This is a genomic window from Halomonas sp. A3H3, from assembly GCF_000982975.1.
In the GTDB taxonomy this organism is placed as follows: Bacteria; Pseudomonadota; Gammaproteobacteria; order Pseudomonadales; family Halomonadaceae; genus Vreelandella; species Vreelandella titanicae.
In genome coordinates this window covers 2,324,986-2,346,261 of record NZ_HG423343.1, presented here as the reverse complement: position 1 = coordinate 2,346,261, position 21,276 = coordinate 2,324,986, and the positions used below count along the sequence as shown (strand labels likewise).

Annotated in this window: 21 protein-coding genes; 12 read left to right on the top strand and 9 right to left on the bottom strand. The window is 54.4% G+C overall.

The window, feature by feature from the left end:
• Positions 1–5: 5 nt before the first annotated feature.
• The 4 genes from dksA to HALA3H3_RS10425 all read right to left on the bottom strand — a co-directional run bounded on the left by dksA (position 6) and on the right by HALA3H3_RS10425 (position 2,914).
• Positions 6–485, bottom strand: coding sequence for an RNA polymerase-binding protein DksA (dksA, locus tag HALA3H3_RS10440; protein ID WP_082116916.1), 480 nt, complete (start codon positions 483–485; stop codon positions 6–8).
• Between the two features lie 123 nt (positions 486–608).
• Positions 609–1,271: a DUF1826 domain-containing protein gene (locus HALA3H3_RS10435; RefSeq protein WP_022521504.1), complete on the bottom strand. Its 663-nt coding sequence runs from the start codon at positions 1,269–1,271 to the stop codon at positions 609–611.
• Positions 1,272–1,344: 73 nt separating this feature from the next.
• On the bottom strand, positions 1,345–2,178 hold the full coding sequence (locus HALA3H3_RS10430) for a metal ABC transporter permease (RefSeq protein WP_022521503.1): 834 nt from the start codon (positions 2,176–2,178) through the stop codon (positions 1,345–1,347).
• Positions 2,168–2,914, bottom strand: a complete 747-nt coding sequence (locus tag HALA3H3_RS10425) for a metal ABC transporter ATP-binding protein (RefSeq protein WP_022521502.1) — start codon at positions 2,912–2,914, stop codon at positions 2,168–2,170. The genes HALA3H3_RS10430 and HALA3H3_RS10425 overlap by 11 nt, the downstream gene beginning before the upstream one ends.
• 118 nt (positions 2,915–3,032) lie before the next feature.
• On the opposite strand from HALA3H3_RS10425, the gene HALA3H3_RS10420 reads away from it, so the two are divergent.
• On the top strand, positions 3,033–4,064 hold the full coding sequence (locus HALA3H3_RS10420) for a zinc ABC transporter substrate-binding protein (RefSeq protein ID WP_022521501.1): 1,032 nt from the start codon (positions 3,033–3,035) through the stop codon (positions 4,062–4,064).
• Here HALA3H3_RS10420 and HALA3H3_RS10415 read toward each other — a convergent pair.
• Both HALA3H3_RS10415 and HALA3H3_RS10410 read right to left on the bottom strand, forming a co-directional pair.
• Positions 4,061–4,702, bottom strand: a complete 642-nt coding sequence (locus HALA3H3_RS10415; protein ID WP_022521500.1) for a hypothetical protein — start codon at positions 4,700–4,702, stop codon at positions 4,061–4,063. The two genes, HALA3H3_RS10420 and HALA3H3_RS10415, sit on opposite strands and share 4 nt — an antisense overlap.
• A 295-nt stretch (positions 4,703–4,997) precedes the next feature.
• Positions 4,998–6,395 (bottom strand): aminotransferase-like domain-containing protein, encoded by a 1,398-nt coding sequence (locus tag HALA3H3_RS10410; RefSeq protein WP_022521499.1) that lies wholly within the window; start codon positions 6,393–6,395, stop codon positions 4,998–5,000.
• A gap of 359 nt (positions 6,396–6,754) precedes the next feature.
• Between HALA3H3_RS10410 and HALA3H3_RS10405 the strand changes: the two genes are divergently transcribed.
• From HALA3H3_RS10405 to HALA3H3_RS10375, 7 genes are read left to right on the top strand one after another with little or no spacing between them, the layout of a single operon-like run.
• On the top strand, positions 6,755–7,237 hold the full coding sequence (locus tag HALA3H3_RS10405) for an MSMEG_0572/Sll0783 family nitrogen starvation response protein (protein WP_022521498.1): 483 nt from the start codon (positions 6,755–6,757) through the stop codon (positions 7,235–7,237).
• A gap of 14 nt (positions 7,238–7,251) precedes the next feature.
• Positions 7,252–8,244 carry a Nit6803 family nitrilase gene (locus HALA3H3_RS10400; protein ID WP_022521497.1) on the top strand — a complete coding sequence of 331 codons (993 nt, stop codon included), beginning with the start codon at positions 7,252–7,254 and terminating at the stop codon, positions 8,242–8,244.
• Positions 8,237–9,331 carry an MSMEG_0568 family radical SAM protein gene (locus HALA3H3_RS10395; protein ID WP_022521496.1) on the top strand — a complete coding sequence of 365 codons (1,095 nt, stop codon included), beginning with the start codon at positions 8,237–8,239 and terminating at the stop codon, positions 9,329–9,331. The genes HALA3H3_RS10400 and HALA3H3_RS10395 overlap by 8 nt, the downstream gene beginning before the upstream one ends.
• Positions 9,332–9,364: 33 nt before the next feature.
• Positions 9,365–9,973 carry an MSMEG_0567/Sll0786 family nitrogen starvation N-acetyltransferase gene (locus tag HALA3H3_RS10390; RefSeq protein WP_022521495.1) on the top strand — a complete coding sequence of 203 codons (609 nt, stop codon included), beginning with the start codon at positions 9,365–9,367 and terminating at the stop codon, positions 9,971–9,973.
• Positions 9,970–10,971 (top strand): sll0787 family AIR synthase-like protein, encoded by a 1,002-nt coding sequence (locus HALA3H3_RS10385; RefSeq protein ID WP_022521494.1) that lies wholly within the window; start codon positions 9,970–9,972, stop codon positions 10,969–10,971. Before HALA3H3_RS10390 ends, HALA3H3_RS10385 begins: the two co-directional genes overlap by 4 nt.
• Before the next feature lie 2 nt (positions 10,972–10,973).
• Positions 10,974–11,258: an MSMEG_0570 family nitrogen starvation response protein gene (locus HALA3H3_RS10380; RefSeq protein ID WP_022521493.1), complete on the top strand. Its 285-nt coding sequence runs from the start codon at positions 10,974–10,976 to the stop codon at positions 11,256–11,258.
• Positions 11,259–11,299: 41 nt separating this feature from the next.
• On the top strand, positions 11,300–12,583 hold the full coding sequence (locus HALA3H3_RS10375) for an MSMEG_0569 family flavin-dependent oxidoreductase (RefSeq protein WP_022521492.1): 1,284 nt from the start codon (positions 11,300–11,302) through the stop codon (positions 12,581–12,583).
• Between the two features lie 104 nt (positions 12,584–12,687).
• On the opposite strand, the gene ccoG is transcribed toward HALA3H3_RS10375, so the two are convergent.
• Complete coding sequence (gene ccoG, locus HALA3H3_RS10370; RefSeq protein ID WP_022521491.1) at positions 12,688–14,136, bottom strand: cytochrome c oxidase accessory protein CcoG; 1,449 nt, start codon at positions 14,134–14,136, stop codon at positions 12,688–12,690.
• Positions 14,137–14,481: 345 nt separating this feature from the next.
• On the opposite strand from ccoG, the gene mapR reads away from it, so the two are divergent.
• The 4 genes from mapR (at position 14,482) to HALA3H3_RS26105 (ending at position 18,646) form a co-directional block, all read left to right on the top strand.
• Positions 14,482–15,891, top strand: a complete 1,410-nt coding sequence (gene mapR / locus HALA3H3_RS10365; RefSeq protein ID WP_041159115.1) for a GntR family transcriptional regulator MpaR — start codon at positions 14,482–14,484, stop codon at positions 15,889–15,891.
• A 164-nt stretch (positions 15,892–16,055) separates the two neighbouring features.
• Complete coding sequence (locus HALA3H3_RS10360) at positions 16,056–17,462, top strand: cytochrome ubiquinol oxidase subunit I (protein WP_022521489.1); 1,407 nt, start codon at positions 16,056–16,058, stop codon at positions 17,460–17,462.
• A 17-nt stretch (positions 17,463–17,479) separates the two neighbouring features.
• Complete coding sequence (gene cydB / locus HALA3H3_RS10355; protein ID WP_022521488.1) at positions 17,480–18,487, top strand: cytochrome d ubiquinol oxidase subunit II; 1,008 nt, start codon at positions 17,480–17,482, stop codon at positions 18,485–18,487.
• A gap of 36 nt (positions 18,488–18,523) precedes the next feature.
• Positions 18,524–18,646, top strand: coding sequence for a DUF2474 family protein (locus tag HALA3H3_RS26105; protein ID WP_082116842.1), 123 nt, complete (start codon positions 18,524–18,526; stop codon positions 18,644–18,646).
• Positions 18,647–18,737: 91 nt separating this feature from the next.
• On the opposite strand, the gene HALA3H3_RS10350 is transcribed toward HALA3H3_RS26105, so the two are convergent.
• Positions 18,738–20,120, bottom strand: a complete 1,383-nt coding sequence (locus HALA3H3_RS10350; RefSeq protein WP_022521487.1) for an L-serine ammonia-lyase — start codon at positions 20,118–20,120, stop codon at positions 18,738–18,740.
• Between the two features lie 282 nt (positions 20,121–20,402).
• A complete protein-coding gene (purU, locus tag HALA3H3_RS10345; RefSeq protein WP_022521486.1) occupies positions 20,403–21,269 on the bottom strand; it encodes a formyltetrahydrofolate deformylase in 867 nt (288 codons plus the stop codon).
• Between the last annotated feature and the right edge of the window lie 7 nt (positions 21,270–21,276).

Below are 21,276 nucleotides of genomic sequence, written 5' to 3'. Positions count from 1 at the left end.
ACGGCTCACTCCCACCTGGCTTTACGATAGTGGTGTTCTTTACTCTCCTGACGCTCTTTGGCCTCAATGCATAGTTTCGCTGTAGGCCTAAAAAACAGCCTTGGGAGCCCGATAGGTTCGCCGGTCTCTTCGCAGTAACCGTACTCGCCGTTCTCAATTCTTTTTAATGCCGCCTCAATGTTGCTAAGCAAGCGGCTTTCCCGATCGGCTTGGCGAAGAGCTAGACGCAACTCCTCTTCAAACGAGGCTTGATCCGCTTCATCGCTATCTCGCTCATGGGAGGCAATTGCAGTCTTGATCTCCTTTAAGTGCACCTCAAGTTCACTTCGCTCGGCGAGTAGGAGATGACGAAAGAACTGCAGCTGTTCATCGTTCATATAGTCACTGTTGGGCATGGCTAATAGCTTGGCTTCCCATGCTTTTTCAGATGACTCATTCTCCCAGTCAACGTTGACCGCCTTTTCATCCGTATTTTGGTTACTCATATGTTGCACATTCATACTTTGGTTACCCATTCATTGTTCTCGCGATATTGACCTGATCAAGACATAACCGCACTCGTCGATGATCGTTCCCAGTGGTCGAGATAGCTGCTGAGATAGCGGCTATTAAGCAGGCTCAATGGTCATGAGTAGTCGTTTGCTACCGTTTTCCAGCGCAGGGCTTCTATGCACCAGGCCCCGCTCTTCGCAGCCTACCCAGCCGCTTCCTTTGATTAACGCTATGTCCCCCGGCGAAAGGTGTTGAATAGCGCTGGTATCGGTTGCGATATCGGGTCGCTCGGGGTGCGGCGCGCCCAGGCCCTCGCGGTTAATGGCGTGCTCGGGCAGCCATTCGCTGCCCGGCCCAAAATAGGTAGTCACCATGCGCACGGGGAGGTTATCGCAGTGAAAGCGCGGGCACATGGCGCTATTGAGCAGGCGCAGGCGAATGCCGACGGTTTGGGTGTCAAACAGAAAGGCGATGGCTTCGGCGATCGTCGCCATATCCTCAATCAGCGAGGAAGCCGCGTCCGGGGCGGGCATGTGACGGCGCAAATCGGCGATGAAGGCTTCATCGGGGTGACCAAGCCAGCTATATTGCCAGGCACGATCCGTTTGGCACTGCGCCTGGGCGCTAAAGGCAATATCGGTGGGCAGCGCGCGCTGGAAGATCGCGATGTTAATGGCGTCTTCAAAGATACGCGGCAACACGCTGATGTCGTGACCCCTGGCGGCATGGTCTGGCAACGTCAATTGAGCAGCAGGTACTGCAGGCATAAGCGAAGACATCAATGACTCCATAAGCGCTGTTAATGAACTAAGGGGGTATACGGCAAAGGAGGTTGTCACTGCTTCCACCGCACTATTTACCGGAATGACAGGACGCGGGCTGGAGGCGCTGACGCAATAAGCGCCAGCCTTGGGTCACAACCGTCGCCAGGGTAAACAGCACAGCGGCGAGCGTGACTATCGTTGGGCCGGTCGGGGTATCCATCACATATGCAGTTCTCAGCCCTGCTGTCACCGCCAGCATGGCGACCCCGGCGGCTACCAATGCCATGACTTCTGGCGTGCGGCAAAATGGCCGGGCGGTGGCCGCCGGGATGATCAACAAGGCAGCTATCAGCAGCACGCCCACCACTTTCAGCGCCACGGCGACGACCACCGCGAGTGCCAAAGTGAGCACTAACTGTTCGCGCCGGGGCTGGATGCCACTGGCATAGGCCAGCTCGTCGCTCAACGTGGCGGTCAATAACGATGACCAGCGCCAGAAAAGCAGCGTCAGCACCAGCGCCACTCCGCCGCCGATAATCCAGATATCCGTTTTCCCAACGGCCAGAATATCGCCAAACAGATAGGCACTCAGGTCGATGCGTACGCCGGCCAGAAACGACACGGCGACCAGGCCGATGGCCAGAGCCGAGTGCGCCATTACCCCGAGCAAGGTATCCATGGCATAGCCACGCCCACTGAGCATTGACACACAGCTTGCCATCACAAGGGCGACCGTCAGTACGCCTAAGAAGATGGAGACGTCCAATAACAGCGCTAACGCCACGCCCAGAATGGCGGCGTGGGCGGTCGCATCGCCGAAGTAGGCCATACGCCGCCACACCACGAAACACCCCAACGGGGCGGCGGCCATGGCCACTAATACACCGGCGATCATCGCCCGCCACATAAAATCATCCAGCATTGGCGGCCTCCTCATGCTGATGGTGGCGGTAGAAGGCTAAGGTCTGGGCGGTCTGATCGCCAAACAGCGCCTGATAGTCCGGCGATGAGGCCACCTGCTCGGGCTTGCCCTCGCAACAGATAACACGATTCAGGCACAGCACATGATCGGCGGTACGCATCACGACGTGGAGGTCGTGACTGACCATCAGTACAGCGCAGCCGTAGCTGCGGCGCACGCTTTCGATATGCTGGTAGAACTCAGCGGTACCTCGGTGATCAAGCCCTTGTGTCGCTTCATCGAGAATCAGAATATCGGGTTTTGCCAGCAGCGCCCGGGCTAACAGCACGCGTTGGAACTGGCCGCCCGATAGCTCGCTCATTGCCGCCTTGATCAATGCCTCGGCGCCGGCATCTTCCAGCGCCTTTTGCACACTGCGATGGGGGTGGCGACGGGGCAAGTTGATAAAACGCTTGACCGTCATGGGCAAGGTAGGATCCAGGTGAAGCCGCTGGGGCACATAACCGATGCGCTGCTGCGGGGCGATGGTCACCTGGCCGGTGGTGGGCGTTACCGCACCGATCAGCGTTTTCACTAGTGTGGATTTCCCCGAGCCATTAGGGCCAATCAGGGTCACCACCTGTTGCCGATATAAATCGAGATTGATGTTCTCGAGGATATGCTGTCCGCCGAAACGAACGTTCAGTTGGCGAACGTTCAGAATCGCATCGTGATCAGGAGGCTGAGCAAGCCGCATAATTGAAGGTCGTCTTTTCTGTATTTGTTATGTTATAACATGTCTATATCGCATAGGCGAGTGTCGATGCCTATGTTCGAACCCAGAAAAGCCATAGTTGATGATGAGGAGAACCCTGATGAATAACCGTTTAGCTCGTTTGTCTTGGCCGCTATTAGCGGCTTTCCCGCTGGTTGCCGCCGCAGAAGTGCCGCATGTGGCGGTGGATATTCCGCCGGTGTATTCGCTTGTCGCTAAGGTGATGGGGGAGCGCGGCGATCCTGAGCTGTTTATTCAGCCCGGTGCTTCGCCGCATGGTTATTCGCTACGCCCTTCTGAAGCACAATCCCTCGATGATGCGGACCTGGTGGTATGGGTAAGCGACGCGCTGACGCCCTGGCTATCCGGCGCCATCGACAGCCTGGCGGGTGATGCACGCCACCTTGAGCTAATGGATGTGCCTGGCATCACCACATTGGAATACCGCGAAGGCTCGACCTTTGCGCTCAACGATGGGGATGAACACGGTCACGGGCACCATGATCACGATCATCATGAGCATGATCACGGCGATCACGAACACCACCACTATGCAGACAGCCATGACGAAAGTGGGCACGATCATGACCACCACGGCCATGATCACAGCCATACCGGCATGAATCCCCATGCCTGGCTGGATCCTGTCAATGCCCGCCGTTGGCTGGATGCCATTGCCGAGCAGTTAAGTGAGATCGACCCTGATAACGCAGCGTACTATCGCGACAACGCCGCCCAGGGCAAAGAGGAATTAACCAGCCTTCAGGAACACGTTCAGGATCGTTTGGCCAGCAGCGCCGACACACGCTTTATTGTTTTCCATGATGCTTACCAGTACTTTGAGGAGGCCTTTAATGTGCACGCGGCTGGCGCCATCTCCATTGGCGATGCCTCTTCACCTAGCCCTGCGCGTATCGAGAAGCTGCAAACGCTGGTGAATGATGAAAATATCCAGTGTGTGTTTAGTGAACCCCAGTTCAATCCGCAGATGGTCAATAACGTCTTTGGGGATACGTCCGCTTATATCGGCGTCATGGATCCCTTGGGCGTAGGTCTGACGCTGGATGCAGGTCTCTACGATGCGCTGCTGGAGCAGTTGGCCGATGAGATTACGCGCTGCACTGACGGCTAAACAGCTTTTTTCTTAAACAGCTTGCCGAGTTGATAGAGGTCGTGCATATATCTATCAAACTTCGTAATAAGCAGTGACGCAAAGATAAAGGCATAAATCAGCAGCATTACTGCCATGGGGTCGTTTAACCAAGCCAGCCAAGGTGTCGAGACTGGATAACCCAGCGTATAAACACTCATGGCAGCCAGTAGCTGAACCAAGAAACAGTTCAAAATAACCAGTGTAATCAACGCTGCGCGTATATTGGTACGCGGCAGCGTTGTTTTCCAAAACGGCAAGTGACGCACTTTTACGCTGTTTACATTCGCACTGCTATCGCCGTTAAAACACAACCGCGCTTTACGCCGCAACAAAGGAATCGCGTAGACGCCTTTTTCCTCTTCAGCAAAAGCCTTCAGTGCGATATCCCGATCGAGATTAGGGCTCAAGGCATTGGCTGCCGCTTGATCAAAGTCTGGCCGGGCATGGGTTTGCGTGGCGGTTTTGGCTTGGTCAGAAAGCGCTTGTAAGTGGCTTTTATCAGCCTTCGACAACTTTTTATCGTTGCCGACGTTGATGTTGTAATGAATTTCATACACCTGATACAGAGCTGCGGTCACGCCCACAAAGATCATCAAAAAGACAATATATATCAACATATTAACGGGCACCTCCTAAACAAAACCGAACCAGCTAGGCGATAAATAGCTTTGTTAGCGTTCAAACTAACTTAAGGACTATGCCTATGCACAGCTGACAAGTACAGGCTCAGAAAGCCTCAAAAAAGCCGGATCAGACGACGGATCGCAACCGTGGTAGTGCTCTACAGCGTGCATTAAACTAAGGAGATAAGAACCCCTAGCCACTTATCGCCGAAGATAATGGGCGTTAAACTGCTTTTACTATTCGTCTGGCTAATCAATACCAAACCGTCACGAGGACAGTTGACCAAGGTTACATCGTCAGAGATGACAGATAGGCAGGCTGGTCGATGATATCCGCCACATAATGCAGCCTTTCCTCCCAGTCCTCTCTTGTCAGTTGACCACCGAAGCACAAGCGCAGAGCTTCAGGGGGATGGTTGTCGGTACTAAAAGCAGCGCTGGCAACCGCACTAACGCCATGTGAACGTAATTGCACCGCCAGCTCTGAAGGGTTCCAGCCAGAGTGCTTGGGCAGCTTGAGCCATAGGTGGAAAGCACCTTTGGCAGACACGATGCGCTGACGTCCCAGAATCTTCTCGGCTATTTCAAGGCGGGCAATGGCCTCGATACGGATCGCTTTAAGCATGGCATCTGCCGTCCCATCGGTTATCCACTCAGTGACCAGGGCGTCAATCAGCGGGCTGGACATCACCGAGGTGGCTCGAAGCGCCCCAGCGGTTCTCTGCGCCTGTCGCTTGGTGGGGGCGTGTAGGAATCCTGATCGCAAACCGGGGCCAAAACACTTGGCAGTCCCCGTCAGATAGTAAGTGAGCTCAGGGGCCAAGTTAGCAATAGGGACGATCTTCTCTTCGCTGAGCATGGTGTAAGCATCATCTTCAATAATCGGGATGCTATAGCGCAAGGCAACATCGGCCAAAGCTTCACGACGCCCCAAGGGAATAGTCGTCGTCGTGGGGTTTTGGATGGTGGGATTAATGTACAAAACGGCCACTTGACCCTGCTTACAGATATCCTCGAAGGAGCGAACAAGAGGGCCATCGGAGTCACGCTCCAATGAATGCAGGGTCAGCCCGAGCTGGGCCGCAATAGCCTTTAGGCCGGGGTAGACCAGGCTTTCGACACAAATTAGCTGACCTGGGGCTACCAACTGCATCAGTAGCCCAACCAGGCCGCTGTGAATACCGGGGCATATCAAGACCTGTTCCAGTGTCGTGTTGTCCAGCCGCCGATCCAGCCATTGGAGCGCAGCCACACGGTCATGATGGCTGCCACCAAAGGTTTGATAACGCAGCAGTGAGTAAAGATCACGCTGGGCCAACACCGAGATAGCGCTATCGCGTACTCGTTCAATCAACGTCGGTATCGCGGGCTCAATCATTAGGTTCATGGTCATCTCATAACCACTGCTCGGCTTCACTGACACTGCCTTACCTTTAATAAAAGTGCCCGAGCCCGGATGCGAGTCAATCAAGCCTCGCAGCTTAGCTTCGTTATAGGCACGCGCCGCCGTCGTGTAATTGATACTCAAAGCCCCCGCCAGTTCTCTCAGCGGGGGCAGTCGCTCGCGGGGCTGCAGCCGACCACTACCGATATCTTCAGCAATCAATTCAGCGACCAGACGATAAGCTGGCTGGCTGACCTCCTTGTCTAAACGTTTTCGCCAGCGTTCCAGCTCAGATGTATGCATATCTTCCCCGTCGTTAAATAAACATTGTTACCTACTCTTCTTATCGACCAAAACTTATCACTGATGGGCTAAAGATTGCACAAATAAAAAATTGATTGCATATGTACTTAATGGTGCAAAACACACTTTTATTGCACAAATAAGGTGAAAAACACAGTTTTTTTGAAACATTAGCCTTTTATTATTTTTTTAGCCTAAAAATTTGGTCAATTTTTAGGCTTAGAGCGACCTACATGATCGACAATTGATTGGATCAATAAGCATATCAATTGGCACGTCGATTGCTCCGTATTGATCGTACCGCTTGTGTAAGCACGGCGGTTAACGACTCTCCCACTCGCAATAAACGGAGCTTAGACATGCCTACAGTGACGCAACCACTCAACAAGAAAGGCGATTTTCTGGTCGACTACGAAGAGAAGGTTTTTGAAGACGTAAAAGCGAAACCAGGCGAAAAAGCCCTGGTAACTTTTCATACGGTTGCCTTTGAGGGGTCGATCGGCTTCGTGAATATGCTGCAGGCAACGCGTTTGCTGCGTAAAGGCTTTGAAACCTCCATCTTACTGTATGGCCCTGGCGTCACTTTGGGTGTCCAGCGTGGCTTCCCGACCCTGGGCGATGAAGCGTTTCCCGGCCACATGAATTTCAACAATCAGTTGACCAAGTTTATGGCCGAGGGAGGCAAGGTCTACGCCTGCCGCTTTGCTCTTCAAGCACTCTATGGTCATGGCGAACCGTCACTCATTGAGGGCATCCGCGCGATCAATCCACTGGATGTGCTTGACCTCAAGCTGCTTCACGTGCGCGACGATGCACTGATCATCGATACCTGGACTGTCTAAGGGGAGCAGCGGTCATGGCACAAGCAAACATGACAGGAACGACCATAGTGCGGGCCGCTGCCGCTCAGCTTTCTCCCGATCTTGAGAGTGTTGGCGGCACGCTGGTCAAGGTACTGGATGCAATCGACGAAGCGGCCAGCAAGGGGGCTGAGCTGATCGTGTTCCCCGAAACCTTCGTTCCCTACTATCCGTACTTTTCATTTGTCTACCCCGCCGTGGCCTGTGGCGCCGAGCACTTACGGCTGTATGAACAGGCCGTGGTGGTACCAGGCCCGATCACTGATGCTGTCGCTGAGCGCGCTCGCACCCTGAGCATCGTCGTCGTGCTTGGCGTTAATGAGCGTGATCATGGCACCCTCTACAATACTCAACTGATCTTTGATAGCGACGGGCATCTGTTGCTGAAACGCCGAAAGCTCACGCCGACCTACCACGAACGCATGATTTGGGGCCAGGGCGATGCCTCGGGCTTGAAGGTGGTGGATAGCGCCGTGGGCCGTGTTGGCGCCCTGGCCTGCTGGGAGCACTACAATCCGTTGGCACGTTATGCCCTGATGACCCAGCACGAGCAGATCCACTGTAGCCAGTTTCCTGGCTCGCTGGTCGGCCCAGTCTTTGCGGATCAAATTGAAGTAACCATCCGTCATCACGCCCTTGAAGCGGGCTGTTTCGTGGTTAACGCCACCGGCTGGCTAACCGACTCCCAAATCGAATCCATTACCCCCGACACCACGCTACAACGTGCTCTGCGTGATGGCTGTAACACCGCCATTATCTCGCCAGAAGGTAAGCACTTGGCCGAGCCGCTGCGCAAAGGAGAAGGCATCGTCATTGCCGACCTGGATTTCGCCCTGATTACCAAGCGTAAGCGAATGATGGATTCGGTGGGCCACTATGCGCGCCCTGAACTGTTGAGCTTAGCCATTAACGATATGCCCGCCCACTGCTGCCAGCCACTGGCCACTTCCGCTCAGGGCCATAATGCCCAAGGAGATGAAGATGAGTAAGCTCGCCGATCGCTCACGCTTGTTCACCGAACTTCAAACCCATGGCGTACGCCTGCAGGATGCATCACAAGAGCATGTCAGCCGACGGGGCGGCGCTGGCCCTTCTGACCATCAGGCAATAACCATCGATGGAATCACTATGATGGTGCCCGTCTATACCCAGTCGGCATGGCGTTCACCGTTTAGCGTAGTGTCAGGTGATGAAGGGCATAGGCTGACTGAAAACACGATTCCTATGGCCGATATTACCTTTGCAGATACGCCCCACTTCTACGACCTGCAAACCGCTGACGGCGTCCCCTACACGCATATCGCCACCTTGCATAGCCGCGATGTACTGGCCACGACGGTACTGCAAACATGCATCCGCTATGAGAGCAGGCGCAAAGCCTGCAAATTCTGCTCGATTGGTCAATCACTCCAAGCCGGGCGCACCATTGCGCATAAGTCCCCAGACCAACTGGCCGAGGTGGCTAAGGCCGCTGTCGAGCTCGACGGTGTCAAACATATGGTCATGACTACCGGAACGCCAGCCACGTCTGACCGAGGAGCCAGCGTCCTTTGCGAAAGTGCCAGGGCCATCAAAGCGGCCGTGGATCTTCCGCTGCAAGGGCAGTGCGAACCACCGAAGGATCCCGTTTGGTATGCCCGCATGAAGGAAGCTGGCATTGACAGCCTGGGCATGCATCTCGAAGTGGTCACACCTTCGCTAAGAAAAACGCTAATGCCAGGCAAGGCAGAGGTTGGCATCGAAGAGTATATGCAGGCGTTTCGCGATGCTGTTGACGTCTTTGGCCGCGGGCAAGTCAGCACTTATATTCTTGCCGGGCTCGGGGATACCCGCGAGGTCATTCTGGAAACCTGCCAACACCTAATCGAAATCGGCGTTTATCCCTTTGTAGTGCCGTTCGTGCCGATTAACGGCACGCCATTAGAAGATCATAAGCCGCCCAGCGCCGACTTTATGGAGTCGATCCTGGCGCCGTTGGGCAGACGTCTCAAGCTCGCAGCGTTGCGCTCTAGCGATATCAAAGCGGGCTGCGGGCGTTGCGGTGCCTGTTCAACGTTGTCTGAGTACGAGCGCTAACAGCACGCGAAACGCTTAATAGAGGAGTGCCCGATGATGTCAACATCCGACGCCTATTCGGCCTATTCCAACTACCGGATCAAGTGGGCGAGCCTGCCTTGGGAAACCGATGAAGCAATGGCATTGCGGCGGCGCGTTTTCTGCGATGAGCAGGCAATATTTGATCAGGACGACCGAGATGCCATCGATGAATCAGCCCACCTACTCGTCGCTTTAGGGTGCACAGGAGGATGGTATGAGCAAGTGGTGGGGACAGTGCGTATTCACGAATCAGAACCTGGACTCTGGCATGGTTCGCGTCTTGCTGTTGACCCAGCCTTCCGCGCCCAAGGCCGCCTAGGCTCCACGCTGATTCGGCTGGCCGTCTCCAGCGCTCATGCATTGGGCTGCCAACGCTTTTTGGCCCGGGTACAGGCCCAGAATGAGGCTCTTTTCCAACAGTTGCACTGGCGAAGCATTGGAGAGGAGTTAATCCTTGATCGACCTCATGTCGTCATGGAGGCCGACCTTACCCACTACCCCCCTTGCCACTCTCCTCTTAGCGGCTTTGTTGTGCCTGGGCGTCAACGCCAACCTCTCGCTGAGCTGGCGCCTGGGCTGCTTAAGATCCTTTCAGCCCCCGCACTGAGACAAGCATCATGAGCCAAAAGCAACGACTCGACCTAACAGAACTGCTCCAGAAAGTGCACGATTATAGTGGTCTTGCCCATAAGGCCGATATCGCGCGGATCGCTCCCAACCTGACAGCACTGCCCGATGGCTGGCATCCCAACGGCGACGATACCGCGGCCATTCCCAGCGGCGAAGGCTACACACTGTTGGCGATGGAAGGGCTACTTACCGCCTTCGTCGCCGAGGATCCTTGGTTTGCTGGCTGGTGTTCGGTGATGGTTAACGTCAGTGATATCGCCGCAATGGGCGGGCGGCCCCAGGCAATCGTCAATGCTCTATGGAGCCATGACCCAGAAAGCGCTGAACTAATTGCCAAAGGCATGCGTGAGGCCGCCGACACCTTCCGCATTCCCATCGTCGGTGGCCACACCAACCTTCGCTCCAATCAGCCGCAATTGGCGGTCGGCATCCTGGGTCGAGCCCAATGCCTGCTGAGCAGTTTTGCGGCGCGGCCTGGGCAGCTATTAGTGGCGGCTATCGACCTGCGCGGCGCCTATCAAGCGCCCTATCTGAATTGGAACGCGGCCACAACGGCGCCCGCTGAGCGTTTGCGTGACGACATCGAACTGCTTCCCTGTATTGCTGAAGCGGGCTTGGCTATCGCAGCCAAAGATATCAGCCAGGCCGGTCTCCTCGGTACCACCTTAATGCTCATGGAGAGCGCTGATGTAGGCGTGAGCATTAACCTTGACGCCATCCCGAAACCCGAGAAAGTCACTTGGCAGGACTGGCTTTGCACCTTTCCTAGCTTCGGTTACCTGCTCACCACGGATCATGAACACCTCCCCATGCTGCTGGAGCGCTTCCATGCCCGTGGCATCGCCGCCGCGCAGGTCGGCGAGATCGTTTCCTCACCGCAGCTCTGGGTAGAAACCGACAATGATCGCCAGTTGTTCCATGACCTTTCAACGACTCCATTAACCGGTCTGAGTCGTCCCCAAATGCCCATTCCCCAACAGGAGCTTTGAGCATGCCAGCCATACACTTCCACGTTCGCTGGCCAGACGGCAGCGAAGACCAGTGTTACTCACCCTCCACCGTTTTAAAGGAGTACTTCCAGGTCGGCGAGCGTCTCAGCGTCGATGCTTTTGTGGAACGCGCCGACATAGCCCTAGAGGCGGCCAGCCAGCGCGTCGAACAAAAATTCGGCTTCTTCTGCTCCAGTGCCATGGATCAGTCGACGGCTATCAAGGCCAAAGCCCAGCAGTTTGGCAATAATCCGCAGGACATGGTCGAAATTATCCGCATCGACTAGCCCATCAAACATCTCATCAATCGTTGCAAAGAGAGAGCGATATGAAAGACCTACGTAAGCACTATTCTGCCATTATCATCGGTGGCGGTCAGGCGGGGCTATCCGTCAGCCACTACCTTCAACAACAGGCAATCGGCCATCTCGTTATAGAGAAACACAGCTTAATGCATAGCTGGCAGACAGCGCGTTGGGATTCATTCACCTTAGTGACGCCGAATTGGCAGTGCCAGCTACCCGATCATCCCTACGACGGGGATGATCCTAAAGGCTTTATGAAACGAGACGACGTCGTCGCTTACCTTGACCGCTTTGCCACCAAGGTTCAGCCTCCCGCCCTCGAAGGCGTTGCCGTTAATCGCGTCAGTCTGAATAGCAACGGGAAGTACGCAGTGAAGAGTTCCGCGGGTGAGTTTAGCGCGGATCAGATCGTGGTGGCCTCCGGCGGTTATCATCTCCCTATCATTCCACGTATGGCAGAGCGATTGCCCGATCGGTTGTTCCAGCTACATTCCGCGGAATACCGAAGCCCTGAACAGTTACCCGAGGGGGCGGTGTTGGTGGTGGGCTCCGGCCAATCTGGCGCCCAGATTGCCGAAGACCTGCACATTGCTGGGCGAAAAGTCTTCCTCGCCACTGGTGATGCCCCGCGCGTGGCGCGTCAATATCGCGGCAAAGATGTTGTCGAATGGCTTGATGAAATGGGCTACTACGAGATGTTGGTCGATCAGCACCCATTACGTGAGGGAGTAAGAGATAACACCAACCACTATGTCACAGGACGTGACGGGGGCCGGGAGATCGACCTGCGCAAGTTCGCTCTCGAAGGTATGGAGCTATTCGGGCTATTAGAAGAGTACCGCAATGGGGACTTTATCTTTCGCGATAATTTGCAAGCCAACCTCGATCATGCCGACAGTGTTTACTGCAACATAAACCAGCGAATTGATGCCTATATCGCCTCCCAGGGTATCGAGGCCCCACCAGCGTCCGAGTACACGCCATGCTGGGAACCGAACCAAGAGCGTTCCGAGCTAAATCTGGTCGACGCAGGGATTAGCGCCGTTATCTGGTGCATCGGCTTTCGCCCTGACTTTCACTGGCTTGATGCTTCGGTATTCAATGGTCAGGGCCATCCCATACACAAACGCGGTGTCACCCAACAGCCCGGCCTCTACTTTATTGGCCTGCCATGGCTGCATACCTGGGGCTCTGGGAGGTTCTCTGGGGTGGCGGCTGACGCTGAATACTTGGTTGAACGCATCAAAGCTTATCAGCGACAACAGGATGCGGCGTTACAACCGCTCTCGGAGCAAGCGTCAGCCTGACGCGGTTCACACTAGCCATTGGGCTGCTATCAGAGTGTTACTGCATCGTTACTCGCTTTGATCGCAGGTTTTTTCGCTTTTTAGATCGTGGCTACCCGTACCCACTACTCCCCTGAAGGCCCCAGGAAACGTGTTTCACTGACCTTCGTGATGGAAGGGTTATCTAATGCGATAAAGCGCAGTTCGATGGGATGGCTAGGTTGTGAAAGATTGTCCGCATCGGCGGTGAGTGCTAGACGCAGGCTGCGTGTTTCAAACGCCGCCACCTCTAAGGTATCCACTCCCTGCAGACGAAGCCCTGGCAACCCCGAGGCTGATACCGCGTAATGATGGGTTTGGCCATCTTGATTGCGCAGCGTCACGTTGTAGTAATTGATAATGCGACCCTCTACCGTGCTTTCAAACAATGCCTGACGGTCGCGGGCAATCTCTACATCAATGGGCACCCGGGCGTTCAAGAAACCGACTAACAGTACCACCATGGAGAATAACGCCGCCGTATAAGCCAACAGCTGGGGGCGCCAAAAACGGGTCGCTTTACCTTCCAGAACACGCTCGGTGGTGTAACGAATCAGGCCCAGCGGTTTATCAATCCGCGCCATAACGCTGTCGCAGGCATCGATACACGCCGCACAGCCAATACACTCGTATTGCAGCCCGTCACGAATATCGATACCGGTGGGGCATACCTGAACGCAGAGTTCACAGTCGATACAGTCACCGATTCGAGTTGCCTCAACACCCTTTTGAGAATGGTGACGGCGCGGCTCACCACGGGCAGCGTCGTAGGAAACAATCAGCGTATTAGCATCGAACATCGCTGACTGAAAGCGCGCATAGGGACACATATGCAGGCATACCTGATGGCGGAGCCAACCGGCATTCAAGTAGGTAAACAGGGTAAAGAAACCGATCCAGAACAGCTCTAAAGGGTGCATGTCCAGGGTAAACATATCCACCACTAACGCTCTTATCGGCGTGAAGTAACCAACGAAGGCTATTCCCGTTGCCAACGCAATCAGCAGCCAAGCCGCATGTTTGGCGGTTTTTCGCCATAGCGTATCCAAACTACGCGGTGCTTTATCAAGCCGAATGCGCCAGTGCCGTGGCCCCTCCAGGCGATGCTCGAACCAGATAAACAGAAACGTCCACACGCTTTGCGGGCAGCTGTAGCCACACCACACTCGCCCAGCCACCACCGTGATCAAAAACAGACCAAAGGCGCACAGCACCAGAATCCAGGTGAGCAAGATAAAGTCCTGTGGGTAAAACGTCGCCGCAAACAGGTGAAATTCCTGGGCTGAGAGGTCAAACCACACTAGCGGCCGATCACCCCAATTGATCCACGGTAAGCCGAAATAGAGCGCCATCAACAGCCAGTTAGAAAAGCGCCGGATACGCTGAAAAAAGCCGCTTATTTCTCGCACATAAATATGCCCGAGCTTCGGTGGCTTGCTACTGGGAGGACGAGAGTTGGGCGACTTAGACGGAGGCGTATGGTGTTCAACCGCCGCCTCGGTAGTCAGGTCTTGCAGTGGAATGCGTTGCGTCATACCGATATCCAAAAAAGAGAGAATGGAGGTTTATGCGGTCGAGGGGCGTCGCGAGGTAGATGATTAAGCATTTGTTAGAAGGCGCGACTTTTAAGTTAGCCGCTACTATGCTCATACAGGGATGGCACAAACAGATGCAGTTTTAGAGAAATAAGGCGTATCAGTTAGCACTAGCCTCTCATACAGCTGCTTTCTGATATGCTGTTTATTACTATATTTGAGCCTGTTTTACGCTTCGCACATGCGGCACAGTGGTGCTTTCTATCAGCAGAGAGGCGCGCTGTGCCAGCTAACACTGTGATGGAGCATTCGGGCGTTTTACTCAATGCACCGACGGTTTATCCCATGAAACGCTACGAACAGTTTGCCGATGAGATAGCGACGCTGATTCGCCAAGGTGTGCTTGGCCCAGGGGAACGAATCCCATCGGTGCGCCAGGCTAGCCGCCATCACGGCATTAGCCCTTCTACGGTGTTCCAGGCTTACTATTTACTTGAGAACCGTGGGCTTATCACTGCCAGGGCACGCTCGGGGTATTTTGTGCGTGAACACGCCCGGCGTCTGCTGGACGAACCGCGTGTAACGCTGCAGCCCACCGACCCAGCAGAGGTAGAAGTCAGCGAGTTGGTGTTCTCGGTGCTTGGCTCGCTTCAGGATGACCGCACGGTGCCCTTTGGATCGGCCTTTCCCAGTCCTGAGCTGTTTCCGCTTTCGCGCTTGAGTATCAGTATGACGCGGGGGTTACGGGCGCTTTCGCCCCAACAGGTGGTGGCTGACATGACCACCGGGCATACCGATCTGTGTCGGCAGATTGCCCTGCGCTACATGCTGGGCGGCATTCAACTGCCGATGGAAGAGCTGGTGATTACCAACGGCGCGATGGAGGGCCTTAATCTAGCCCTACAGTGCGTTACCGAGCCGGGCGACTTGGTGGCAATCGAGTCCCCAGCGTTTTATGCCAGCCTGCAGGTGTTGGAGCGGCTAAAACTTCGTGCGGTGGAGATACCCGTTCACCCACGGGAGGGCATCGACCTAGAGGTACTGGCAGAGCGGCTAGAGACGCTTCCGATCAAAGCCTGCTGGTTTATGAGCCATCTGCAAAACCCAATCGGCGCCAGCCTGAGTAAAGAGCGCAAACAAGTGCTTTATCAGCTGCTAAAACAGCACCAAGTGCCGATGCTAGAGGATGATGTGTATGCCGAGCTGTATTTTGGCAGCACGCCGCCCGTGCCAGTCAAAGCCTTCGATGATGAGGGTTTGGTCATCCACTGCAGCTCTTTCTCAAAGTGCTTAGCGCCGGGCTACCGGGTAGGCTGGGTAGCGGGCGGTCGCTATGCTCAGGCCATCTCGCGGCTAAAGCTAATGACGACGATTTCGCCTTCCGTGCCCGCTCAGGCAGCCATCGCTGACTACTTGCAGCATGGCGGTTATGACCGCCATTTGCGCAAGCTCCGCCATGCCCTGGAAGCCCAACAAGGCAGCATGCTGGCAGCAGCAGATCGCTACTTTCCTGCCAATACTCGCATCACCCGTCCGGCGGGCGGCTACTTTTTATGGGTGGAGTTTCCCGAGCAGGTAGATTCGTTGCGGCTATTCAATACGGCGCTCGACCATGGCGTTAGCTTAGCGCCGGGCCCAATCTTTTCCGCGACCCAGCAGTTTCGCCACTGCGTGCGCCTGAGTTACGGCCACCCCTGGACACCTAACAGTGAGCGCGGCATGGAAACACTAGGCAGGTTATTAAGCCTCTTTTAGCGGGTACTCCAAACGCCATCTCCTTTCGACTGATCCGGTTTTTTAGTGAAAAACTGAGTCTGTTATGAAACACAGCGAAAGATAGACTGTTCCGATGAAGCCACACAGCGGCTATACCGGCCCACTATTTAGTTAAGACAGTGGCTGTCAGCGGAGGAAGCGCCATGTTCGGAATCGCGGCCATTGATCTGGCCAGGGTGCAGTTTGCCTTTACCATCTCCTTTCATATTATTTTTCCCGCCATCACCATCGGTTTAGCCAGCTACCTGGCCGTGTTGGAAGGGCTATGGTTAAAGACCCAGCGGGATACCTATCGTCACCTTTACCACTTCTGGTCAAAAATATTTGCCGTCAATTTTGCCATGGGCGTGGTCTCGGGCATTGTGATGGCGTACCAGTTCGGTACTCACTGGAGTGGCTTTTCCGCCTTTGCGGGCAGCGTCACGGGGCCTCTGCTCACCTACGAAGTGCTCACGGCCTTCTTTTTGGAAGCCGGTTTTCTGGGCGTCATGCTCTTTGGCTGGGAGCGCGTCGGCCGGGGCCTGCACTTTTTTGCGACCTGCATGGTCGCACTCGGCACCCTCGTGTCGATGTTTTGGATTCTCTCTTCCAATAGCTGGATGCAAACCCCGCAAGGCCACGACATCGTCAACGGTGTGGTGATCCCCGTTGATTGGATGAAGATTGTCTTCAATCCGTCTTTCCCATACCGCCTGGCCCATATGGCGCTAGCAGCTTTTTTAAGCACGGCGCTGTTTGTCGCGGCCTCTGCCGCGTGGCTGTTGCTAAGAGGCCGACAATCGCCTGAAGTGCGCACCATGCTCTCCATGGCGCTGGTCATGCTGGCGATTACCGCACCACTGCAGGCCGTGGTGGGTGACTTTCATGGCCTTAATACCTTGGAGCATCAGCCCGCCAAGATCGCCGCTATCGAAGGGCATTGGGATAACAGCAGCGGCGAACCCACTCCGCTCATTCTGTTCGGCTGGCCCGATATGGCGGGTGAAGAGACCCGCTTTAAGCTGGAAATACCTGTGCTGGGCAGCCTGCTGTTAAAGCACAGTTTGACCGAACAAATTCCCGCCCTTAAGGAGTTCGCCCCAGAAGATCGCCCCAACTCGACCATCGTGTTCTGGAGCTTCCGGCTGATGGTGGGGCTGGGGGTGTTGATGATTGTGCTTGCCATCGTGGGCAATACTCTGCGCGTCAAAAGGCGGCTATTTGAGTCTCGCCGCTTTCTACTCTTTACTTTATGCATGGGGCCAGCAGGGCTAGTGGCACTGCTGGCGGGCTGGTTTACCACCGAAGTGGGCCGCCAGCCCTGGGTGGTTTATGGGTTATTAAGAACCGCCGATGCCGCTTCAGCACACAGCGCCCTCCACCTCAGCATTAGCTTAACCGCCTTTGTGGTGGTTTATCTGGCGGTCTTCGGTACCGGCGTTATCTACATGATGCACCTGGTGAACAAAGGCCCAGGCGATCCCTCTGCGCCCGCCTTAGGTGGCCCAGGCCATCACCGCACACCCGCCCGGCCTCTCTCGGCGGCTAACGAAACATTGTCGACTCATTAAAGTATACGGGGTGCACTATGGGAATTGATCTATCGCTCACCTGGGCCGTTATCATCCTGTTTGGTTTGATGATGTATGTGGTCATGGACGGTTTTGACCTGGGTATTGGTCTGCTGTTTCTGCGCGTGCATGACGAACAGGAACGCGACATTATGATGAATACGGTTGCCCCCGTGTGGGACGGCAACGAAACCTGGCTGGTGCTTGGCGGGGCGGGATTATTCGCTGCCTTTCCCCTCGCTTACGCAGTGGTATTGGAAGCGTTGGCCATTCCGCTAATCGTGATGCTGCTGGGGCTGATTTTTCGTGGCGTCGCCTTTGAGTTTCGCTTCAAAGCATCCCCCGAGCGGCGCCACGTATGGGATAAAGCCTTTATTGGCGGCTCGCTGCTGGCGACCGCTGCACAAGGGGTTGCCTTGGGCGGCTATATTCAGGGCATTGCCTTCGATGGCCTTCATTTCAGCGGTGGTGCGCTGGACTGGCTCACCCCTTTTTCGCTGTTTTGCGGCGTTGGCCTGCTGTTTGCCTATGCGCTACTGGGCAGCACCTGGCTGATTATGAAAACCGAAGGTGCCCTACAACAGCGGATGTACCAGATCACCAAGCCGTTGATACTTGGGCTACTCGTGATGATCGCCCTAGTCAGCATATGGACGCCACTGGCCTACCCGAACATTGCCGCCCGCTGGTTTTCGCTACCCAACCTGCTGTGGTTTTTACCGGTACCGCTGTTAGTCATGCTGGTAGGTTGGTGGCTATGGCGTGCTATCGCCTTTCAAGACACCGCCCCGCCCTTTGTGTTGGTCTTAGCGCTGGTATTTTTAGGCTACAGCGGTCTGGGCATTAGCCTGTGGCCAACGATTATACCGCCCGATGCGTCTATCTGGCAGGTCGCCGCCCCCGCCCAAAGCCAAGGCTTTGCCTTAGTAGGCACGCTGTTTATTCTGCCGATTATCTTGATGTACACCGCCTGGAGTTACTACGTCTTTCGCGGCAAGGTAAAACCTGGCGACGCTTATCATTAACCCCCCCTATCCCCTGTTGCATTGAGGAGTAAGACAATGAAGCCTCTCGCCAAGCGCCTGGGCTGGTTAGTCACCATCTGGCTTTCGAGTGTGGGTGTTCTATTGCTGATTTCATTGGGACTTAAGTTTGTGATGGGAATGGCGGGATTGACCAGCTAACGACCTCTTTTGCACCCATAGCTCAAAAAGAAAATGCTGAATCCTTTCTCAGCAAGGATCCAGCATTTACATCTACTTCAACAGCGGCTTGTTAACACTCAATAGCATTAACCGCTAATCCACCTTTAGATGTTTCTTTATACTTATCCAACATGTCTTTCCCTGTATCACGCATGGTACGAATCACTTTATCTAACGATATAAAGTGAGTGCCATCGCCGCGTAATGCCATCTGAGCGGCATTGATCGCCTTTACCGTTGCGATGGCATTGCGCTCGATACAGGGAATCTGAACTAACCCACCCACAGGGTCACAGGTTAATCCTAAATTGTGCTCCAAGCCGATTTCGGCCGCATGCTCTACTTGTTCGGGAGTGCCCCCCATCACATCAGCCAAGCCAGCGGCTGCCATGGCACAAGCTGATCCAACCTCCCCCTGGCAGCCCACTTCGGCGCCGGAGATTGAGGCATTTTTCTTACACAGAATGCCAATGGCGCCTGCCGCCAGCAAAAAATCCACCACGTTTTTCTCACAGGCATTGGGCTGAAACTTCATATAGTAGTGTAAGACGGCGGGGATGATGCCTGCGGCGCCGTTGGTGGGCGCCGTGACCATGCGCCCCCCTGCGGCATTCTCTTCGTTAACGGCGAGGGCAAAAATGTTCACCCACTCCATCGCTGAGAACGTTGAGGCGATCAGGCAATCGTTCTGCTCTGCCGCTTGAAGATGCTGGTGAAGCAGCTTAGCCCTGCGCTTAACGTTTAACCCCCCCGGCAATACCCCTTCGTGGGTTAATCCATTGTCGATGCATTCACACATCACTTTCCAGATACGCCACAGTTCGTTTCTGACCTCCTCCTCCGTCCGCCAGACTTTCTCATTTTCCAGCATCAGCCGGCTGACACTTAGCTGCTCTTTTTTACATAGCGCCAAGAGCTCGTCTGCCGTATCGAAGTTGTAAGGAATGGTAACGCCACCCAAATCGTCCAGTGGCATATCCACCTGGGCCTGTTCAACCACGAAGCCGCCGCCCACCGAGTAATAGGTATTTTCATACACCAAGTCGCCCTGATGCGTAAAAGCCGCCAGATTCATGGCATTAGGGTGATGTGGCAAGCTCTCTTCATGAAAATACAGGTCACTCTCCCAAACAAACTTCACTTCTTTTTGTCGACCAAGCTGTAATGACTGACTCTCTTTAAGCGCCTGAATGGCTGGCTCAATAATCGAGGGATCTATTGTGCTAGGGCGTTCACCCATCAATCCCATAATAATTGCGTTATCGGTAGCATGTCCGATACCCGTGGCAGATAACGAGCCATAAAGATGGACTTCAAGATGCCCTACCTCATCGAGCTGGCTGTTTTCGCGCAGGGTTGTGACATACTTAAAAGCCGCCTGCATGGGCCCGACGGTATGAGAACTGGAGGGGCCTACTCCAATCTTAAAAAGGTCGAAAACACTGATAGGCATTGGAGCACCTCTTGACGTATAAACAGGGGAAAATCAGGCGGTGCCTGACAATTTCAATAAGTTATTGACGTGATGATAAATAAAACTAATCTATCTTTTATTGATGATATTTTTATATTTATAAAATGATACTTTTAGGCACGATTTATCAAAAATAACAAATGGTTACGTATCGCTCTGGCAAAAGCTTAGCAACGACAGCAACCCAGTTATAAAAGCGCGCTCAAACTGTTTGCGTTTATTAACAACAGCATTAGGCAAAAAGCATTGGTTACCAAAAAACTAGTTGCCAAAAACGACTGTGCGCCCTGAATAAAAGAACACGCGGCGTTCTAAGTGATAGCTAATCGCTCTAGCCAGGGTGAGGCACTCGATATCACGCCCCTTGGCAACCAGATCCTCCGGGTAGTGGGTGTGATCCACAGGCTCGACACCTTGGGCAATAATCGGCCCTTCATCAAGGTCATTATTAATGTAGTGCGCCGTTGCGCCGACCAGCTTAACCCCTTTCTCATATGCCTGATGATAAGGCTTGGCGCCTTTAAAACCGGGCAGGAGCGAGTGGTGAATATTGATCGCCCGTCCGGCTAATAGTTCACACATAGAGGGGGAAAGCACCTGCATATACCTTGCTAGCACCACCAATTCAGCATCGGTATCCGCGATGATTTCGCGTACCTGGGCTTCCTGCTGCAATTTCGTCTCGGGCGTGATCGGCAGGTAGTGGTAGGGCAAATCGTGCCATGCTGCCAATGGCTCCAGATCAGGATGATTGGAAATCACCGCTTTGATATCCAGAGGAAGCTGCCCTGTCCGATAACGGTAGAGCAGATCATTCAAGCAGTGATCGGCCTTGGAGACCATAATCACGGTGCCGGTGCGTTTGCCAGGGGCCGTCAATTCGAACTGCATATCGAATTCGCTTGCCCGCGCTGAAAAATCGGTATGAAAGCGCTCTTCATGAAACTCATCTTGCTCTGGGCGAAACTCGGCGCGAATGAAAAAGCGCCCGCCGAGCCGATCATCGAAAGAGTTGAGTTCAGTGATGTAGCACTGCTGCTCTTTTAGAAAGCGGGTGACGACGTCCACCGTTCCCAAGCGACTAGGGCATTGGGCGGCAAGTATCCAGGTATCGCTCATTCGGCTCATAGTGCAT

Coding starts and splice junctions, on each gene's coding strand:
- dksA (WP_082116916.1), bottom strand. CDS start 485: ATGAGTAACCAAAATACGGATGAAAAGGCGGTCAACGTTGACTGGGAG.
- HALA3H3_RS10435 (WP_022521504.1), bottom strand. CDS start 1,271: ATGTCTTCGCTTATGCCTGCAGTACCTGCTGCTCAATTGACGTTGCCA.
- HALA3H3_RS10430 (WP_022521503.1), bottom strand. CDS start 2,178: ATGCTGGATGATTTTATGTGGCGGGCGATGATCGCCGGTGTATTAGTG.
- HALA3H3_RS10425 (WP_022521502.1), bottom strand. CDS start 2,914: ATGCGGCTTGCTCAGCCTCCTGATCACGATGCGATTCTGAACGTTCGC.
- HALA3H3_RS10420 (WP_022521501.1), top strand. CDS start 3,033: ATGAATAACCGTTTAGCTCGTTTGTCTTGGCCGCTATTAGCGGCTTTC.
- HALA3H3_RS10415 (WP_022521500.1), bottom strand. CDS start 4,702: ATGTTGATATATATTGTCTTTTTGATGATCTTTGTGGGCGTGACCGCA.
- HALA3H3_RS10410 (WP_022521499.1), bottom strand. CDS start 6,395: ATGCATACATCTGAGCTGGAACGCTGGCGAAAACGTTTAGACAAGGAG.
- HALA3H3_RS10405 (WP_022521498.1), top strand. CDS start 6,755: ATGCCTACAGTGACGCAACCACTCAACAAGAAAGGCGATTTTCTGGTC.
- HALA3H3_RS10400 (WP_022521497.1), top strand. CDS start 7,252: ATGGCACAAGCAAACATGACAGGAACGACCATAGTGCGGGCCGCTGCC.
- HALA3H3_RS10395 (WP_022521496.1), top strand. CDS start 8,237: ATGAGTAAGCTCGCCGATCGCTCACGCTTGTTCACCGAACTTCAAACC.
- HALA3H3_RS10390 (WP_022521495.1), top strand. CDS start 9,365: ATGATGTCAACATCCGACGCCTATTCGGCCTATTCCAACTACCGGATC.
- HALA3H3_RS10385 (WP_022521494.1), top strand. CDS start 9,970: ATGAGCCAAAAGCAACGACTCGACCTAACAGAACTGCTCCAGAAAGTG.
- HALA3H3_RS10380 (WP_022521493.1), top strand. CDS start 10,974: ATGCCAGCCATACACTTCCACGTTCGCTGGCCAGACGGCAGCGAAGAC.
- HALA3H3_RS10375 (WP_022521492.1), top strand. CDS start 11,300: ATGAAAGACCTACGTAAGCACTATTCTGCCATTATCATCGGTGGCGGT.
- ccoG (WP_022521491.1), bottom strand. CDS start 14,136: ATGACGCAACGCATTCCACTGCAAGACCTGACTACCGAGGCGGCGGTT.
- mapR (WP_041159115.1), top strand. CDS start 14,482: ATGAAACGCTACGAACAGTTTGCCGATGAGATAGCGACGCTGATTCGC.
- HALA3H3_RS10360 (WP_022521489.1), top strand. CDS start 16,056: ATGTTCGGAATCGCGGCCATTGATCTGGCCAGGGTGCAGTTTGCCTTT.
- cydB (WP_022521488.1), top strand. CDS start 17,480: ATGGGAATTGATCTATCGCTCACCTGGGCCGTTATCATCCTGTTTGGT.
- HALA3H3_RS26105 (WP_082116842.1), top strand. CDS start 18,524: ATGAAGCCTCTCGCCAAGCGCCTGGGCTGGTTAGTCACCATCTGGCTT.
- HALA3H3_RS10350 (WP_022521487.1), bottom strand. CDS start 20,120: ATGCCTATCAGTGTTTTCGACCTTTTTAAGATTGGAGTAGGCCCCTCC.
- purU (WP_022521486.1), bottom strand. CDS start 21,269: ATGAGCCGAATGAGCGATACCTGGATACTTGCCGCCCAATGCCCTAGT.